This is a genomic window from Sphingomonas horti (assembly GCF_009753715.1).
GTDB lineage: Bacteria > Pseudomonadota > Alphaproteobacteria > Sphingomonadales > Sphingomonadaceae > Sphingomonas_B > Sphingomonas_B horti.
Genome location: NZ_WQMS01000006.1, coordinates 465,188 through 479,843 on the forward strand (window position 1 = coordinate 465,188; position 14,656 = coordinate 479,843).

The window sequence follows — 14,656 nt, forward strand, 5'->3', positions numbered from 1 at the left end:
ATTCTCCCGCGAGTCAGCCGACCCAAGCGTTGCGGATGTGGCGGGGCAAGCTCCACGGCGCAAGCAGGATCACGTCGACACGAATGTCATCGCCGGGCCGGCCGTAGCGCGGCGCCAGCATCGATGCGGCCGACGCGACGCGGGAAAGCCGGAATTCATCGATCGCCAGATCGAGCTCGGGCCGGGTGGCGCGGGTCTTCACTTCCACGAACAGGGTGGTCCGCCCACGACGCGCAACCAGGTCGACTTCGCCCACCGGCGTGCGGACGCGACGGGCGACGATGCTCCAACCCTGAAGGTTGAGCCAGAGCGCGGCGGCCGCCTCGCCCGCGCGGCCGCGACGTTCGGCACGTTGGCGGTCACGCATCCGATTTCAATATCATTGCCCGGGCGTAGAGCGCCTTGCGATCGGCGCCAAACGCCTTCGCGACCTCGCCCGCGGCCTTGGCGGGCGGCAATCGCTCCAGGGCCTCACGCAAGGCCTTTTCCACCTCGTCCTCGCTCGCGGGCGCTCCTGCGCCGGGTGGAGCGACGACGATGACGATTTCGCCTTTGGGCGGGGCATTGGCGTAGCGGGCAGCCAGGTCGGGAAGGGGCGCAGTGATGGTCTCTTCGAAGGTCTTGCTGATCTCCCGCGTGACGGCAGCGTCACGCGGGCCGAGAGCGCCTGCCAGTGCGGCGAGTGCGGCGGCGAGGCGCGGGCCTGATTCGTAGAAGATCAGGGTTGCACGAATTGCCGAAAGTTCGGCGATGGCGTCGGCGCGCGCCTTGGCCTTGGCAGGCAGGAAGCCGGCAAACAGGAACCGATCGGTCGGAAGCCCGGCGAGCGTCAGTGCGGCGATCGCGGCGCAGGGGCCGGGGATCGTCGTCACCACCACACCCGCCGCGCGCGCATCGCGGACCAGCTTGTAGCCGGGGTCCGAGATCAGCGGCGTGCCTGCATCCGAAACGAGCGCGACCGATTCGCCGGCCATACGCGCGATCAGCTCGGGCCGCACCCGGTCGGCGTTATGGTCATGATAAGAGATCATCGGCCGCCGCGCGCCGATATGGTGGAGGAGCTTCGCCGTCACCCGGCTGTCCTCCACCGCCAGCACGTCGGCGCGCGCCAGCACGTCGGCCGCGCGTGCGGAAAGATCGGACAGGTTGCCGATCGGGGTGGCGACAATATAGAGGCCGGGTTTCAGCTTTTCTTGCATGTAAGGGACGTCATGGCAGAGGCAGCGACCGCGCCGCAACACTGGGTCCGGCGAGCGACGAGGTTTGGCGCATTTGCCGGCCTGATGGCGCTTGCGGCCTGCGTGTCCGGTCCGCGCCGGGGCACCACGCCGCCGCCCCCGCCGCCGCCTGTCGTCGAGACGCCCCGCCCGGTCGGTCCGGAGCTGCCGGAAGACCAGAATCGCCACCGGATCGCTCTGCTGGTGCCGCTGTCCGGCCCCAATGCGGGCGTCGGCCAGTCGATCGCCAATGCCGCGAATCTTGCCGTGCTCGACACCGGCGGCAAGCGGATTCGCGTCACCTTCTACGATACTGCCCCCGGCGCCGCGGCGGCGGCCAGCCGCGCCGTCAACGAAGGCAACAAGATCATCCTGGGGCCGCTGCTGGCGGAAAATGTGCGGCTGGTCCTGCCGGTCGCGCAGAAGGCGCATGTGCCGCTGATCAGCTTTTCGAACGATACCAGCGTGGCAGGCAACGGCGCCTTCATCATGGGATACACGCCGGCGGAATCGATCGACCGCGTCGTCCGCTTCGCGCGATCGAAAGGCATGACGAAGTTCGCGGCGCTCGCCCCCGTGGGCACCTATGGCCGGCGCGCGACGAATGCGCTGCTGCGCTCGGTCGAAAGCGCTGGCGGACAGGTCGTCGCGATGCAGATGTACGATCGCAGCAAGGGCGGCTTGGCGAGCGCGATCGCGAAAATCGACAGCGCCCCCTATGACGCCGTCCTGATCGCCGACAATGCCCGCAACGCATCCGGCGCGGTCACTCTGCTGCGCAAGGAGGTACCGAACGCAAAGGTGCTGGGCACCGAACTGTGGAACACCGAGACCGGTATCGCCAGCATGATTACGCTGCATGGCGCCTGGTTTGCGAGCGTGTCGGACAATCTCTACCGCCAGCTCGCCGCTAAATACCGCGTGAAATACGGCACGGGACCGTACCGGATAGCGTCAATGGGCTATGATGCGGTTCTGCTGGTTTCGCGGATCGCGCAGGACTGGCGCGTCGGAGCCGACTTCCCGATGGCGCGGCTGCTCGACCAGGGCGGTTTCACCGGAATTGATGGCCCGTTTCGCTTCCGCTCCGACGGCATCGTCGAGCGCGCGCTGGAAGTGCAGCAGGTGGGCGCCGGCGGGTTGACCGTGGTGAGCCCGTCGCCGGCGAAATTCGGGGAGTGATCCTCCGTCACCCTGGGCTTGACCGGGGGCCCAGCTGTCTCGGTTGAGAAGGTGTGCTCGGCTCAAACCCGGATGACGGTCAGGGCACGATCTCGGCAAGTATCCTGTCGAGCACGAGCATGCCCGATGGCGTGACTTGGAGACGGGTGCCATCCCGCTCCACCAGCTGATGCCCGGACAGTCGATCGGCGGCCGTTTCATCCACCAGCGTCTCGACTCCCGTCTCGGCGGCCAGCCGCGCCAGATCCACGCCTTCTTCCAGCCTTAGGCCCATCAGCAGGGCTTCGGCGGCACGCGTTTCGGGCGATAGCGCGTCCTCGCTCTCGATGCCGTGGCCGTTGCGGGCGACGGCGGCGAGGAAATTTTCCGGCTTCTTGCGGCGGAAGCTGGCGGTGGCGAGCCGTCGGCCGTGCGCTCCCGGGCCGATGCCGACATAGTCACCATAGCGCCAATAAGTGAGGTTGTGCCGGCTCTCCTCGCCGGCGCGGGCGTGATTCGACACTTCGTAGGCCGGCAGGCCAGCTTCGGCGGTCACCGCGCGCGTAAGCTCGAACAGCTCGGCGGAGTGGTCGGGATCGGCCAGCGGCAGCGCGCCTTTGGCGGCCAGCGCGGCGAAGCGCGTGCCCGGCTCGATCGTCAGCTGGTAGAGGGAGAGGTGCCCGGTGCCGAAAGTGAGGGCACGGCACAGCTCCGCTTCCCAGTCGGCGAGCGACTGGCGGGGGCGCGCGTAAATCAGGTCGAAGCTGACGCGCTCGAAGGCCGATTGCGCAGTGTCGAGCGCGAGCAGACCTTCGCTGAGGCTATGCGCGCGGCCGAGAAAGGCGAGCGCCGCATCGTCGAGCGCCTGAAGGCCGAGCGACACGCGGTTGACGCCGGCGCGGGCGAGGTCGCGGAACCGCGCCGCCTCGACCGAAGAAGGGTTCGCCTCCAACGTGATCTCGATACCCGGCGCGAAGCCCCAATGCCGCTCCGCCGCCTCGATCAGCGCGCCGACCGTCTCCGGCGGCATCAGCGATGGTGTGCCGCCACCGAAGAAGATCGATGTAAGGGGGCGGCCGGGCGTGAGGCGCGCTTCATGTCCCAGGTCCGCGAGAAGGGCGGTGCGCCACTGCTCCTGGTCGATCCGCTCCCGAACGTGCGAGTTGAAGTCACAATAGGGGCATTTCGAGACGCAGAACGGCCAATGGATGTAAAGGGCGAGGGGGTTAAGCCCCTCCCCTTCAGGGGAGGGGTTGGGGGTGGGGCAGTCAAGCGGACCGGAGCGGGTCACGGCCCCACCCCAACCCCTTCCCTGAAGGGGAGGGGCTAGATTCATAACAATGCCGCCTTCAGCTTCTCGAACGCCATGGCCCGGTGGCTGATCCTGTGCTTCTCGTCCGGGTCCATTTCGCCGAACGTCTGATCGTAGCCGTTCGGTACGAACATCGGATCGTAACCGAAGCCGCCGTTGCCGCGGGGCGGCCAGACCAGGGTGCCGTCGACCCGGCCTTCGAACGCTTCCAGATGGCCGTCCGGCCAGGCGACGGCGAGCGCGCACATGAAGTGCGCATTGCGCCCGGCTTCCGGGCCGGCGCGCTCCAGATGCTCCTCGACCAGGCGCATCGCGAGACCGAAATCCTTGTCCGGTCCCGCCCAGCGCGCGGAGAAGATGCCGGGCTCCAGCCCCAGCGCCTCGACGCACAGCCCGCTGTCGTCGGCGATCGCGGGCATGCCCGACAGGTCGGCCGCGAGCAGCGCCTTCAGTTCGGCATTGGCGGCGAAGGTGGTGCCGGTCTCGTCGGGCTCGGGCAGGCCAAGGCTGCCGGCCGACACCGGCTCGATGCCGTGCGGGCCGAGCAAGGCCGCGACTTCCTTCACCTTGCCGGGATTGTGGCTGGCAACGACCAGCTTGCCGGGCTGGAGCTTGCGGCTGTCCTGGTAATTCACCGGCCCACGGCCCTGGCTTGCGCCGCGAATATCTCCGCGCAGCCGATCCGGGCGAGGCGGAGCAGCCGCAGCAGCCCCTCCTCGTCATAGCAGGCGCCTTCGGCGGTCACCTGCGCCTCGATGATGTTGTTGTCGTCGGTCAGCACGAAATTCCCGTCGCAATGGGCCGATGAGTCCTCGGGATAATCGAGGTCGAGCACCGGAGTTCCCTCATAGATGCCGCAGCTGACCGCGGCGACCTTGCGCTGGATCGGATCGACGGGAAGGTTCAGCGTGTCGATCGCGAGCCGCAGCGCGACCCAGGCGCCGGAGATCGAGGCGGTGCGGGTGCCGCCATCTGCCTGCAGCACGTCGCAATCGAGCGTGATCTGGCGTTCGCCCAGCGCCTTCAGGTCGACGACCGCACGGAGCGAGCGGCCGATCAGCCGCTGGATTTCCTGCGTGCGGCCGGACTGCTTGCCTTTGGCCGCCTCGCGATTGCCGCGGGTGTGCGTCGCCCGCGGCAGCATCCCGTATTCGGCAGTGACCCAGCCTTCGCCCTTGCCGCGCAGGAACGGCGGCACGCGCTCCTCGACACTGGCCGTGACCAGCACCTTGGTGTCGCCGAAGCCGATCAGCACGGAGCCCTCGGCGTGGCGGGTGTAATTGGGCTCGATGATGATGGCGCGCATCTGATCGGGCGCGCGGCCTGAGGGTCGCATTCAAAATCCTTTCGTCATCCCGGCCCTTCGGCAAGCTCTGGGCCGGGACCTACCTTCTTCGCCGCCGCCATGAAGGAAGCTAGGCCCCGGCTCAAGGCCGGGGTGACGAAAACAGCGGACGCAACTATCTCTCCGCCATGGCTACTCAGCCGATCGCAGAATTGTCCGACCGGGCGCGCGAAGTGTTTCGCGTGGTGGTCGAATCGTATCTCGGCTCGGGGAGCCCGGTCGGATCGCGGACCATATCGAAGCTGGGCGGGTTCAACCTGTCGCCGGCCTCGATCCGCAACGTGATGCAGGATCTGGAGGAGGCCGGCCTCCTTTCCGCGCCTCATATTTCAGCGGGGCGGATGCCGACCGAGCAGGGGCTGCGGCTGTTCGTCGATGCCATCATGCAGGCAGCCGAGCCCTCCCCGGAAGAGCGGCGGCTGATCGAGCGGCAGTTGAGCGGCGGGCCGATCGAAAGCGCGCTGTCCGCGGCGACGACCGCGCTGTCGGACCTCTCCGCCTGCGCCGGGGTGGTGATGGTGCCGAAGCGCGAGCCGCGGCTGCGGCAGATCGGCTTCGTGCCCCTGTCGCGTGATCAGGCGATGGCCGTGCTGGTCGGGCAGGACGGCAGCGTCGAGAATCGCGTGATCGAATTGCCGCGCGGCACCACGCCTTCGGCACTGGTCGAGGCGGCGAATTTCGTCAGCGCGGAGCTGAGCGGGCTGACTCTGGGCGAAGCACGGGCACGCCTGTCGGCCGAAATCCGCCGGGGCCGGGCGGCGCTCGACCGAGCTTCCCGCACGCTGATCGAGCATGGGCTCGCCGTCTGGTCCGAGGACGGCGATCGCCGGCCGGTGCTGATCGTGCGCGGCCAGTCGCACCTGCTCGACGGCGGCGCGGCCGAGGACCTGGAGCGCGTGCGGCAGCTGCTCGGAGAGCTGGAGGACCGGCAGGAGATCGCGCGGCTGCTCGACAGCGCGGCCGAAGGTGCCGCGACCAAGATTTTCATCGGATCGGAGAACAAGCTGTTTGCCCTGTCCGGCTCGTCCGTGATCGCCTCGCCCTATCGGGGGAGCGATGGGCGGGTGGTGGGCGTTGTCGGGGTGATCGGTCCGACCCGGTTGAACTATGCGCGAGTGGTCCCCATGGTGGATTTCACGGCACAAACCCTTTCGAGATTGATGGGATGATGGACGAGAACGAGACGGTTCGCGAAGACACGGCTGCGGATGCGCCCGAAGTGGCGGAACATGATCGGATGCAGGCGATGGAGGCGGAGCTGGCCGAGGCAAAGGCCGCCGTGCTCTACGCCCAGGCCGAGACGCAGAATGTCCGGCGGCGGCTGGAAAAGGACGCGCAGGACGCACGTGCCTATGCGGCGACCGGCTTTGCCCGCGACATGCTGTCGGTCGCCGACAATCTGGAGCGCGCGCTGCAGGCGATCCCGGCCGACCTGCACGAGGACGAGCGCTTCAAGGGCCTGATCCTGGGGATCGAGGCGACGGCGCGCGAGTTGACGGCGGTGTTCGAGCGCAACGGCATCGTCAAGATCACGGCGCTGGGCGAGAAGCTCGATCCGCACCGCCATCAGGCGATGGTCGAATTGCCGACCGCCGATGTCGAGCCGGGCACGATCGTCCAGGAGATGCAGGCCGGCTACATGATTCGCGACCGCCTGCTGCGCCCGTCGCTTGTGGGTGTGGCCAAGGCGGCGGAAGCGGTTGGGGCCTGATCATGGTCGTCATCCCGGGCTTGATCCGGGACCCGCCTTCTTTTTTCCGCGTCGCAAGAAGGTAAGCCCCGGATCAAGTCCGGGGTGACGAAAGTTAGAATCATCGCTAAGGGCGTCGCCCTTCCGGAATAGAAAGACAGCCATGTTCACCTTCCTCCTCGTTCTCCAGGCGCTGATCGCGGCGGGTCTCGTCACCGTCATCCTGATCCAGCGGTCGGAAGGGGGCGGCTTCACCGGCGGCAGCCCGTCGGGGCTGATGTCGGCACGCGGCGCCGCGGACTTTTTGACGCGCGCGACGGCGATCCTCGCGACGGCGTTCGTTCTGTGCTGCATCGCGCTGGCAACGCTCGCTGCGATGAACCAGCGTACCGGCAAGATCGACGCCTCGGCCGTCGCTCCGGCCCAGTCGGCGCCCGCTCCCGTCGCCGCGCCGACGACGAGCCCGAACGATCCGCTCGCGGCTGCGGCCGGCCAGGCGGCAGGGAACGGCGCGGCGCCGACGCCGGCGACGAAGTAGCTCTCAACCCCTTCCGCTTGTGGGAGGGGAATATCGCTTGCCCCGCACCCGATCCCGCGGCTAGGGCTCGACTCCCATGGCGCGGTATATTTTTATCACCGGCGGCGTGGTCTCCTCGCTTGGCAAGGGCCTTATGGCGGCGTCGCTCGCGGCGCTCTTGCAGGCGCGCGGGTACCGCGTCCGGATCCGGAAATTCGATCCCTATCTGAACGTCGATCCGGGCACGATGAGCCCGTATCAGCACGGCGAGGTCTATGTGACCGACGACGGGGCGGAGACCGACCTCGACCTCGGCCATTATGAGCGCTTCACCGGCGTGCCGTCGCGTCAGTCGGATAACGTGACGTCCGGCCGAATCTATCAGACGGTGATCCAGCGCGAGCGGCGCGGCGACTATCTCGGCGCCACCGTGCAGGTGATCCCGCACGTCACCGACGCGATCAAGGCGTTTGCCCAGACCGACACCGATGATCTCGATTTCGTGCTGTGTGAGATCGGCGGCACCGTCGGCGACATCGAATCGCTGCCGTTTATCGAGGCCGTGCGTCAGCTTCGGAACGAGCTTGGCCGCGAGCACACGGTGTTCGTGCACGTGACCCTGGTGCCGTACATTGCCGCCGCCGGCGAGCTGAAGACCAAGCCGACCCAGCACAGCGTCCGCGAGCTGACCGCGCTCGGCATCCAGCCCGATGTGCTGGTCTGCCGCTGCGAAAAGCCGCTGCCGGACGGCGAGCGGGCGAAGATCGCTCTGTTCTGCAACGTCCGTAAGGAAGCGGTGGTCCCGGCGCTCGACGCCAGGAGCATCTACGGCGTGCCGCTCCAATACCATGCCGAGGGACTCGACCGCGAAGTGCTGCGCGCGTTCGGCATCGAGACGCCGCCGGCTAGCCCCAATCTCTCGCGCTGGACCGAGATCATGGACCGGCTCGAGAATCCGGAAGGTGAGGTCACGATCGGCGTGGTCGGCAAATATGTCGGGCTGCCGGACGCCTACAAATCGCTGCACGAGGCGTTGGTTCATGGCGGGATCGCCAACCGGGTGAAGGTCAACATCCAGTGGCTCGACGCGGAGCTGTTCGAGCATGAGGACGAAGTGGCCGCGAAGCTGGAGCCGATGCACGGCATCCTGGTGCCTGGCGGGTTTGGTGAGCGCGGGTCCGAGGGCAAGATTTCCAGCGTGAGATTCGCGCGCGAGCGCAACGTCCCCTTCTTCGGCATCTGTCTCGGCATGCAGATGGCCTGCATCGAAGGGGCGCGGAACGTCGCCGGGATTGCCGGCGCCTCGACGACCGAGTTCGGACCCACCGACGAGCCGGTGGTCGGCCTGATCACCGAGTGGATGTCCAAGGAAGGCCTGCAGAAGCGGGCGGCGGACGGCGACCTGGGCGGGACGATGCGGCTTGGCGCCTATCCGGCGGCGCTGAAAGGGAACAGCGTCGTCGAATCGATCTACGGCACGCGCGAGATCAGCGAGCGCCATCGCCATCGTTATGAAGTGAATGTCCATTACCGCGACGCGCTTGAGACAGGCGGGCTGCTGTTCACCGGCATGAGCCCGGACGGCGCGCTGCCGGAGATCGTCGAGCGGCCCGACCATCCCTGGTTCGTCGGCGTGCAGTTTCACCCGGAGCTCAAATCGAAGCCGTTCGACCCGCATCCGCTCTTCGCCAGCTTCGTGGCCGCGGCGGTGAAGCAGAGCCGGTTGGTTTAAAACCCTCCCCTGCGTTTGCAGGGGAGGGGGACCGCCGGGCGCAGCCCGGTGGTGGAGGGGCGGAGCCTAGCGACGACGCTTACCCTCCGCTTCGCTCCGGGCCCCTCCACCGCGCTTCGCGCGGTCCCCCTCCCCTCGCAAGCGAGGGGAGGATTGTTTATGGCACTCCCAAATCCACTGACAGGAGTCGCCGATGTCCACCTATGAAGCGCGCCTCGCCGCGCTCCGCGAGCAATTGAAGCGGGACCGGCTGGACGGGTTCGTCGTGCCCCTGACCGACGAGCACATGTCGGAATATGTCGGCGCCTATGCCCAGCGGCTGGCCTGGTTGACCGGTTTCCAGGGCTCGGCCGGGACAGCGGTGGTGCTGCCGGAAGAAGCGGCGATCTTCGTCGACGGGCGCTACACGCTGCAGGTGCGCGAGCAGGTCGATCCGAAGCATTGGGCCTATGTGTCGGTGCCGGAGACCTCCGTCTCCGACTGGCTCGGCGAGCATGCGGCGGACGGCGCGCGGATCGGTTATGATCCCTGGCTGCACACCCGCGCCTGGGTGGAAGCGGCGACCAAGGCGCTCAAGGAAAAGGGCGCCGAGCTGGTCGCGGTCGACACCAATCCGGTCGACGCGGTGTGGCCCGACCGGCCCGAGCCGTCGCGCGCGCGGCTGGTCGTGCAGCCCGACGAATATACCGGCAAGAATTCGGCCGAGAAACGGGCGGAAATCGGCGAGTGGCTGGCGGCAAAGAAGGCCGACGCGGTGGTGCTGTCCGCGCTCGATTCGATCGCCTGGACGTTCAATGTGCGCGGCAAGGATGTGGAGCGCACGCCCGTCGCGCTGGCCTATGCGCTGGTGAACAAGGACGGCACGGCGGACCTGTTCGTACAGCCGGAAAAGATCGGCGAGGACGTCGCCAAGCATCTCGGCAATGCGGTGCGCCTGCACGACCGCGCGGAGTTCCCGAAAGCGCTGGCGGGCTTTGCCGGCAAGCGCGTCGCGGTCGATCCCGAGCGGGCGGTGGCGGCGATCTTCGAGCGGCTGGAAAAGGGCGGGGCGGAGACGCTGCAACTCCGCGACCCCGCCGTGCTCGCCAAGGCGATCAAGAACGCTGCCGAGATTGCCGGCCATCAGGCCGCGCAGGCGCGCGATGGGGCAGCGATCGTGCGGTTCCTGCACTGGCTGTCGGTCGAGGCGCCCAAAGGCGGGCTCGACGAACTGACCGCCTCGGACAAGCTGGAAAGCCTGCGCCGCGAGACGGGTCTGCTCCAGGATCTGTCGTTCGACACGATTTCGGGCGCGGGGCCAAACGGAGCCATCGTCCATTATCGCGCCTCGCCGGAAACGAACCGGAAGCTGGAGCGCAACTCGCTGTACCTGATCGATTCGGGCGGCCAGTATCGCGACGGCACCACCGATATCACGCGGACGGTAGCGATCGGCGAGCCGATGGCGGAGATGCGCGACCGGTTCACCCGCGTGCTGAAGGGCCATGTCGCGATCGCGACGGCGCTGTTCCCGAAGGGCACGCGCGGGCAGCAGATCGATGCGTTCGCACGGCGGCCGCTGTGGGAAGCGGGGTTGGATTACGCCCATGGCACCGGTCACGGCGTCGGCAGCTATCTGTCGGTCCACGAGGGCCCGGCGCGTATCGCGACCTTCGGCGGCGGCGACGAGCCACTCGCAGCCGGCATGATCCTGTCGAACGAGCCTGGCTATTACAAAACCGGCGCATACGGCATCCGCATCGAGAATCTGGTGCTGGTGGTGCCGAAGGATGTGCCGGGCGCCGAGCGCGAGATGCTGGGCTTCGACACGCTCACCTTCGCGCCAATCGACCGCCGGCTGGTCGACGTCGGGATGCTGACCGAAAGGGAGCGGACGTGGCTGAACGCGTATCACGCGAAGGTGGTCGAAGTGATCGGGCCGCAGCTCGAGGGCGAAGTACGCGCCTGGCTGGAAGCGGAGTGCGCGCCTCTTTAGTCGTCATCCCGGGCTTGACCCGGGACCTACCTGCGTTCCTGAAGAAGGTAGGCCCCGGCTCAGGGCCGGGGTGACGGCGGAGGATTCGGCTGATCTTCGTTCGGCTCCTCCCGCGCCCGCATCTTCCGCTTGCGCAGATTCTCCCTGAGCGCCGCCGCCAGCCTTCGTTCGCGTTCTTCGTCCTTGGCCATGACGACGCGCTAGACCCGGCCGCAACGCCTTGACAAGCTTCGCGCCCTCGCCCAAGTGCGCGCCTCGCCCGCGGGCCCGTGCTGCCGTAGCTCAGTGGTAGAGCGCATCCTTGGTAAGGCTGAGGTCGTGAGTTCAATCCTCACCGGCAGCACCATTCTCCTTCCTATCGGAAGACCGGCCCGCTAGGTCTGCCGCCATGGCAGACGTGCAAGGAACCGCCGCGGCCGCGCCGCAAGTCATCCGCCGCGAGGACTATACGCCGCCGGCCTGGCGCGTGCCGGAAATCGCGCTGGAGTTCGACCTCGATCCGGCGCGGACCGTCGTCCGCAGCCGGATGCAGGTGGAGCGCGCCGGGCCCGGGCCGCTCAAGCTCGATCATGGCGGGCAGCAGATCGTCTCGATTCGCGTCGATGGCGCATCCGCCGAATATCGGGACGAGGGCGGCAGGCTGATCCTCGACCTGCCCCGGGACTCGCACGCGATCGAGATCGTCACGGAAATTTCGCCGGAGGCGAACACCGAGCTAATGGGTCTCTATGCATCGGGCGGGCTGCTCTGCACCCAGTGCGAGGCGGAAGGCTTTCGCCGGATCACGCCGTTCCCGGACCGGCCGGACGTACTCAGCCGCTATTCGGTCAGGATGACGGCCGACAGGGTGAGCTTCCCGGTGCTGCTGGCGAACGGCGACCGTGTCGGCGGCGGCGACCTGCCCGGCGGGCGGCATTGGGCCGAATGGCGCGATCCGTTCTTCAAGCCCTGCTATCTGTTCGCGCTGGTCGCGGGCGACCTGAAGGCGAACCGCGACCATTTCACGACCATGTCCGGCCGCAAGGTCGAGCTCGGCATCTGGGTGCGCGAGGCCGACCTGCCGAAGACGGCGCATGCCATGCAGGCGCTGAAGGACGCGATGGCGTGGGACGAGCGCGTCTATGGCCGTGAATATGATCTCGACGTGTTCAACATCGTCGCGGTGTCCGACTTCAATTTCGGCGCGATGGAGAACAAGGGCCTCAACATCTTCAATTCGCGCTACATTCTCGCGGACCCGGAAACTGCGACCGACGCGGATTTCGACGCGATCGCCGCCGTGGTGGCCCACGAATATTTCCATAACTGGTCTGGCAACCGGGTCACTTGCCGGGACTGGTTCCAACTCAGCCTGAAGGAAGGGCTGACCGTCTTTCGCGACCAGCAATTCTCGGCCGATCACGGCTCGGCGGCGGTGGAGCGGATCAATCAGGTGCGGATGCTCCGCGCCGCGCAGTTCCAGGAGGATGCGGGGCCGCTCGCCCATCCGGTGCGGCCGGATTCCTACATCGAGATCGGCAATTTCTACACCGCCACCGTCTATAACAAGGGCGCCGAGCTGATCCGGATGATGGCGACGATGCTGAGGCCGGAACGCTTCCGGCGCGGCACCGACCTGTATTTCGAGCGGCACGACGGCCAGGCGGTGACCTGCGACGATTTCGTCAAGGCGATGGAGGACGGCGGAGGCATCGACCTGTCGCAATTCCGTCTCTGGTACAGCCAGGCGGGCACGCCCAAGGTGAAGGCGACGGTGCGGCAGGACGGGCAGGACGCCATTGTCTCGCTGGAGCAGACGGTGCCGTCGACGCCCGGCCAGTCGGACAAGCAGCCGATGCCGATCCCGTTGCGCATGGCGCTGTTCGGCGCCGGCACCGGCGCGGCCGAGGCAGGGGAGCGGCTGGTCGTGCTCGACAAGGAGAGAGCCGATATTCGCTTCGAAGGCGTGGGCGAGGCGCCGGTGCTGTCGATCAATCGCGGCTTTTCCGCGCCGGTCATCGTCGAGAGCGACCGCGATGCCGCCGCGCTGGCGCTGCTGTCGGCGCACGACGATGACCCGTTCGCACGCTACGAGGCGCTGCAGCAGCTGATGCTCGATACGCTGATCGCGCGGGTCGAGGCCGGTGCGGCCGAGTTTGCGCCGGTCGTCGACGCCGTGCGGCTCACGCTTGAGAATCCCGCACTCGACAAAGCCTTTGTGGCGGAGGCGGTGCTGCCGCCATCGGAAGCGTTCATCGGCGACCGGATGGCGACCGTGGACCCTGAGGCGATCCATCAGGCGCGCGAGGCGCTCCGGGCCGAGCTCGGGCGTTTGCTGGAAGGCCAGTGGCGCGCGGCCTATCTCGGCAGCGCGTCGAACCGGTTCGAGCTGACTCCCGCCGCCAAGGGCGCGCGCCGGCTGCGGTCGATCGCGCTCGGCTTCCTGATGGCCGGCGGCGCCGAGGATGCGCCAGCCTTGGCCTGGGACCAGTTCCAGGGTGCGACCAACATGACCGATCGCCAGGGCGCGCTGGCGGTGCTCGCCAACAGCGATGCGGCGCAGAGGGAGGACGCGCTCGCCGCCTTCTATGCGCGGCACAAGGACGATGCGCTGGTGCTCGACAAATGGTTCACCACCCAGGCGCTGTCGACCCGCGCCGACGCGCTGGAGCAGGTGCTGAAGCTATCGCAGCATCCGGATTTCACGCTGTCCAATCCCAACCGCGCGCGATCGCTCGTCGGTGCCTTCTCTGCCAACCAGCGCGGTTTCCACAGCGGGGAAGGGCGGGGCTATCGGTTCCTGGCGGACAACATCGTGGCGCTGGACGCAATCAACCCGCAGACTGCGGCCAAATTCGTCGCTCCGCTGGGCCGCTGGCGCCGCTTTGGCGAAACCCGCGGCGCCCTGATGCGCGCGGAACTGGAGCGCATCGTCGCGAAGCCGGGCCTGTCGAAGGACGTGTTCGAGCAGGCGAGCAAGTCGCTCATCTAGATCCTCCCCTCAGCAGCGCTGAGGGGCCGCTTGCTGAAAGCGGGTGGTGCAGGGTCCGTGCGGAGCGAGGACTGCTGAGCCCTCCGCTTCGTTGCGGGCCCCTTTATTGCACTTCGTGCGGTCCCCCTCCGAGCAAAGTCGGGGAGGTTCTATTTCAGCCAGTCGGCGACTTCGGCGGCGACCTGGTTGGCGGCCTGGTTGATCGCGGCGCCGACCGCTTGCGCCTCGATCGCCGCCACCGGCACCCGGGCTTCGAAGCGTCGGGTGCGGATGTCGGCCCCGCGGGCGACGGCGGCGTCGAACACCACGACCGCCTGTTGCGGGCTGGCATCGATGCCGAACCGCTCCAGCTGGCCACTGAGGCGGGTGCCGGGATCGAGCGTGAACTGGCGCGGAGACAGCACCGGATGGCCGGTCCGCGCCTCGATCGTCTCGGCGAGCAGCCGCGCGAACAGCTTGTTGGGCGTGTCGGACCATTGCGCATTCTTGACATACGCGACCGACGTCGGCGTCGCCTGAACCGGCACGCGCGTCGTGTTGAGATCGGCCGGCATGCCCGGCCACAGGACCGTGATCGCTTCGCCGGCAGTGACCGTCTGCGTGGTTCCCGCGGCGACCTTTTGCGCGGGCATCAGGGTCAGCAGCTGGTCAGGCGGCTCCGCCCCGAAGCTGATGCAGCCGGACAGGGCGAGGGCCGCGAGAAGGGCGAGGGGAAGCGGGCGAGTCATGGGCTGTC

At 67.7% G+C, this 14,656-nt stretch carries 13 protein-coding genes and 1 tRNA gene; 8 read left to right on the forward strand and 6 right to left on the reverse strand.

Going from position 1 to position 14,656, the window contains the following annotated elements; genetic code table 11:
- Window positions 1-13 precede the first annotated feature (13 nt).
- Window positions 14-367, reverse strand: coding sequence for a YraN family protein (locus tag GON01_RS05895; RefSeq protein ID WP_157026403.1), 354 nt, complete (start codon window positions 365-367; stop codon window positions 14-16).
- The gene (gene rsmI, locus GON01_RS05900) at window positions 360-1,199 is read right to left on the reverse strand and encodes a 16S rRNA (cytidine(1402)-2'-O)-methyltransferase (RefSeq protein WP_157026404.1); all 840 of its coding nucleotides are present in this window, start codon (window positions 1,197-1,199) and stop codon (window positions 360-362) included. Before rsmI ends, GON01_RS05895 begins: the two co-directional genes overlap by 8 nt.
- Window positions 1,200-1,283: 84 nt before the next feature.
- Between rsmI and GON01_RS05905 the strand changes: the two genes are divergently transcribed.
- Entirely contained in the window at window positions 1,284-2,399 is a 1,116-nt protein-coding gene (locus tag GON01_RS05905) for a penicillin-binding protein activator (RefSeq protein ID WP_232328672.1), read from the forward strand.
- A 79-nt stretch (window positions 2,400-2,478) separates the two neighbouring features.
- Here GON01_RS05905 and hemW read toward each other — a convergent pair whose 3' ends face one another.
- The 3 genes from hemW to rph are packed head-to-tail and all read right to left on the reverse strand — an operon-like array spanning window position 2,479 to window position 5,026.
- A complete protein-coding gene (gene hemW / locus GON01_RS05910; protein ID WP_408640898.1) occupies window positions 2,479-3,669 on the reverse strand; it encodes a radical SAM family heme chaperone HemW in 1,191 nt (396 codons plus the stop codon).
- A gap of 41 nt (window positions 3,670-3,710) precedes the next feature.
- Window positions 3,711-4,325, reverse strand: a complete 615-nt coding sequence (gene rdgB, locus GON01_RS05915) for an RdgB/HAM1 family non-canonical purine NTP pyrophosphatase (protein WP_181599922.1) — start codon at window positions 4,323-4,325, stop codon at window positions 3,711-3,713.
- Window positions 4,322-5,026, reverse strand: a complete 705-nt coding sequence (gene rph, locus GON01_RS05920) for a ribonuclease PH (protein ID WP_157026408.1) — start codon at window positions 5,024-5,026, stop codon at window positions 4,322-4,324. Before rph ends, rdgB begins: the two co-directional genes overlap by 4 nt.
- A 137-nt stretch (window positions 5,027-5,163) precedes the next feature.
- Between rph and hrcA the strand changes: the two genes are divergently transcribed.
- The 7 genes from hrcA to pepN all read left to right on the forward strand — a co-directional run bounded on the left by hrcA (window position 5,164) and on the right by pepN (window position 13,920).
- Window positions 5,164-6,204, forward strand: a complete 1,041-nt coding sequence (gene hrcA, locus GON01_RS05925; RefSeq protein WP_157026409.1) for a heat-inducible transcriptional repressor HrcA — start codon at window positions 5,164-5,166, stop codon at window positions 6,202-6,204.
- Window positions 6,201-6,746, forward strand: coding sequence for a nucleotide exchange factor GrpE (grpE, locus tag GON01_RS05930; protein ID WP_157026410.1), 546 nt, complete (start codon window positions 6,201-6,203; stop codon window positions 6,744-6,746). Before hrcA ends, grpE begins: the two co-directional genes overlap by 4 nt.
- Window positions 6,747-6,888: 142 nt before the next feature.
- On the forward strand, window positions 6,889-7,263 hold the full coding sequence (secG, locus tag GON01_RS05935; protein ID WP_157026411.1) for a preprotein translocase subunit SecG: 375 nt from the start codon (window positions 6,889-6,891) through the stop codon (window positions 7,261-7,263).
- A gap of 76 nt (window positions 7,264-7,339) precedes the next feature.
- Window positions 7,340-8,974: a CTP synthase gene (locus GON01_RS05940; RefSeq protein WP_157026412.1), complete on the forward strand. Its 1,635-nt coding sequence runs from the start codon at window positions 7,340-7,342 to the stop codon at window positions 8,972-8,974.
- A gap of 193 nt (window positions 8,975-9,167) precedes the next feature.
- Window positions 9,168-10,949: an aminopeptidase P family protein gene (locus GON01_RS05945; RefSeq protein ID WP_157026413.1), complete on the forward strand. Its 1,782-nt coding sequence runs from the start codon at window positions 9,168-9,170 to the stop codon at window positions 10,947-10,949.
- A 271-nt stretch (window positions 10,950-11,220) separates the two neighbouring features.
- Window positions 11,221-11,295, forward strand: a tRNA-Thr gene (locus tag GON01_RS05950).
- A 42-nt stretch (window positions 11,296-11,337) separates the two neighbouring features.
- The gene (gene pepN / locus GON01_RS05955; RefSeq protein ID WP_157026414.1) at window positions 11,338-13,920 is read left to right on the forward strand and encodes an aminopeptidase N; all 2,583 of its coding nucleotides are present in this window, start codon (window positions 11,338-11,340) and stop codon (window positions 13,918-13,920) included.
- Between the two features lie 149 nt (window positions 13,921-14,069).
- On the opposite strand, the gene GON01_RS05960 is transcribed toward pepN, so the two are convergent.
- Window positions 14,070-14,648: an ABC-type transport auxiliary lipoprotein family protein gene (locus tag GON01_RS05960; RefSeq protein ID WP_157026415.1), complete on the reverse strand. Its 579-nt coding sequence runs from the start codon at window positions 14,646-14,648 to the stop codon at window positions 14,070-14,072.
- Between the last annotated feature and the right edge of the window lie 8 nt (window positions 14,649-14,656).

Bases quoted from the DNA above. Each gene is read 5' to 3' on its own strand.
- GON01_RS05895 (WP_157026403.1), bottom strand. From the start codon at position 367: ATGCGTGACCGCCAACGTGCCGAACGTCGCGGCCGCGCGGGCGAGGCG.
- rsmI (WP_157026404.1), bottom strand. From the start codon at position 1,199: ATGCAAGAAAAGCTGAAACCCGGCCTCTATATTGTCGCCACCCCGATC.
- GON01_RS05905 (WP_232328672.1), top strand. From the start codon at position 1,284: ATGGCGCTTGCGGCCTGCGTGTCCGGTCCGCGCCGGGGCACCACGCCG.
- rph (WP_157026408.1), bottom strand. From the start codon at position 5,026: ATGCGACCCTCAGGCCGCGCGCCCGATCAGATGCGCGCCATCATCATC.
- hrcA (WP_157026409.1), top strand. From the start codon at position 5,164: ATGGCTACTCAGCCGATCGCAGAATTGTCCGACCGGGCGCGCGAAGTG.
- grpE (WP_157026410.1), top strand. From the start codon at position 6,201: ATGATGGACGAGAACGAGACGGTTCGCGAAGACACGGCTGCGGATGCG.
- secG (WP_157026411.1), top strand. From the start codon at position 6,889: ATGTTCACCTTCCTCCTCGTTCTCCAGGCGCTGATCGCGGCGGGTCTC.
- GON01_RS05940 (WP_157026412.1), top strand. From the start codon at position 7,340: ATGGCGCGGTATATTTTTATCACCGGCGGCGTGGTCTCCTCGCTTGGC.
- GON01_RS05945 (WP_157026413.1), top strand. From the start codon at position 9,168: ATGTCCACCTATGAAGCGCGCCTCGCCGCGCTCCGCGAGCAATTGAAG.
- pepN (WP_157026414.1), top strand. From the start codon at position 11,338: ATGGCAGACGTGCAAGGAACCGCCGCGGCCGCGCCGCAAGTCATCCGC.
- GON01_RS05960 (WP_157026415.1), bottom strand. From the start codon at position 14,648: ATGACTCGCCCGCTTCCCCTCGCCCTTCTCGCGGCCCTCGCCCTGTCC.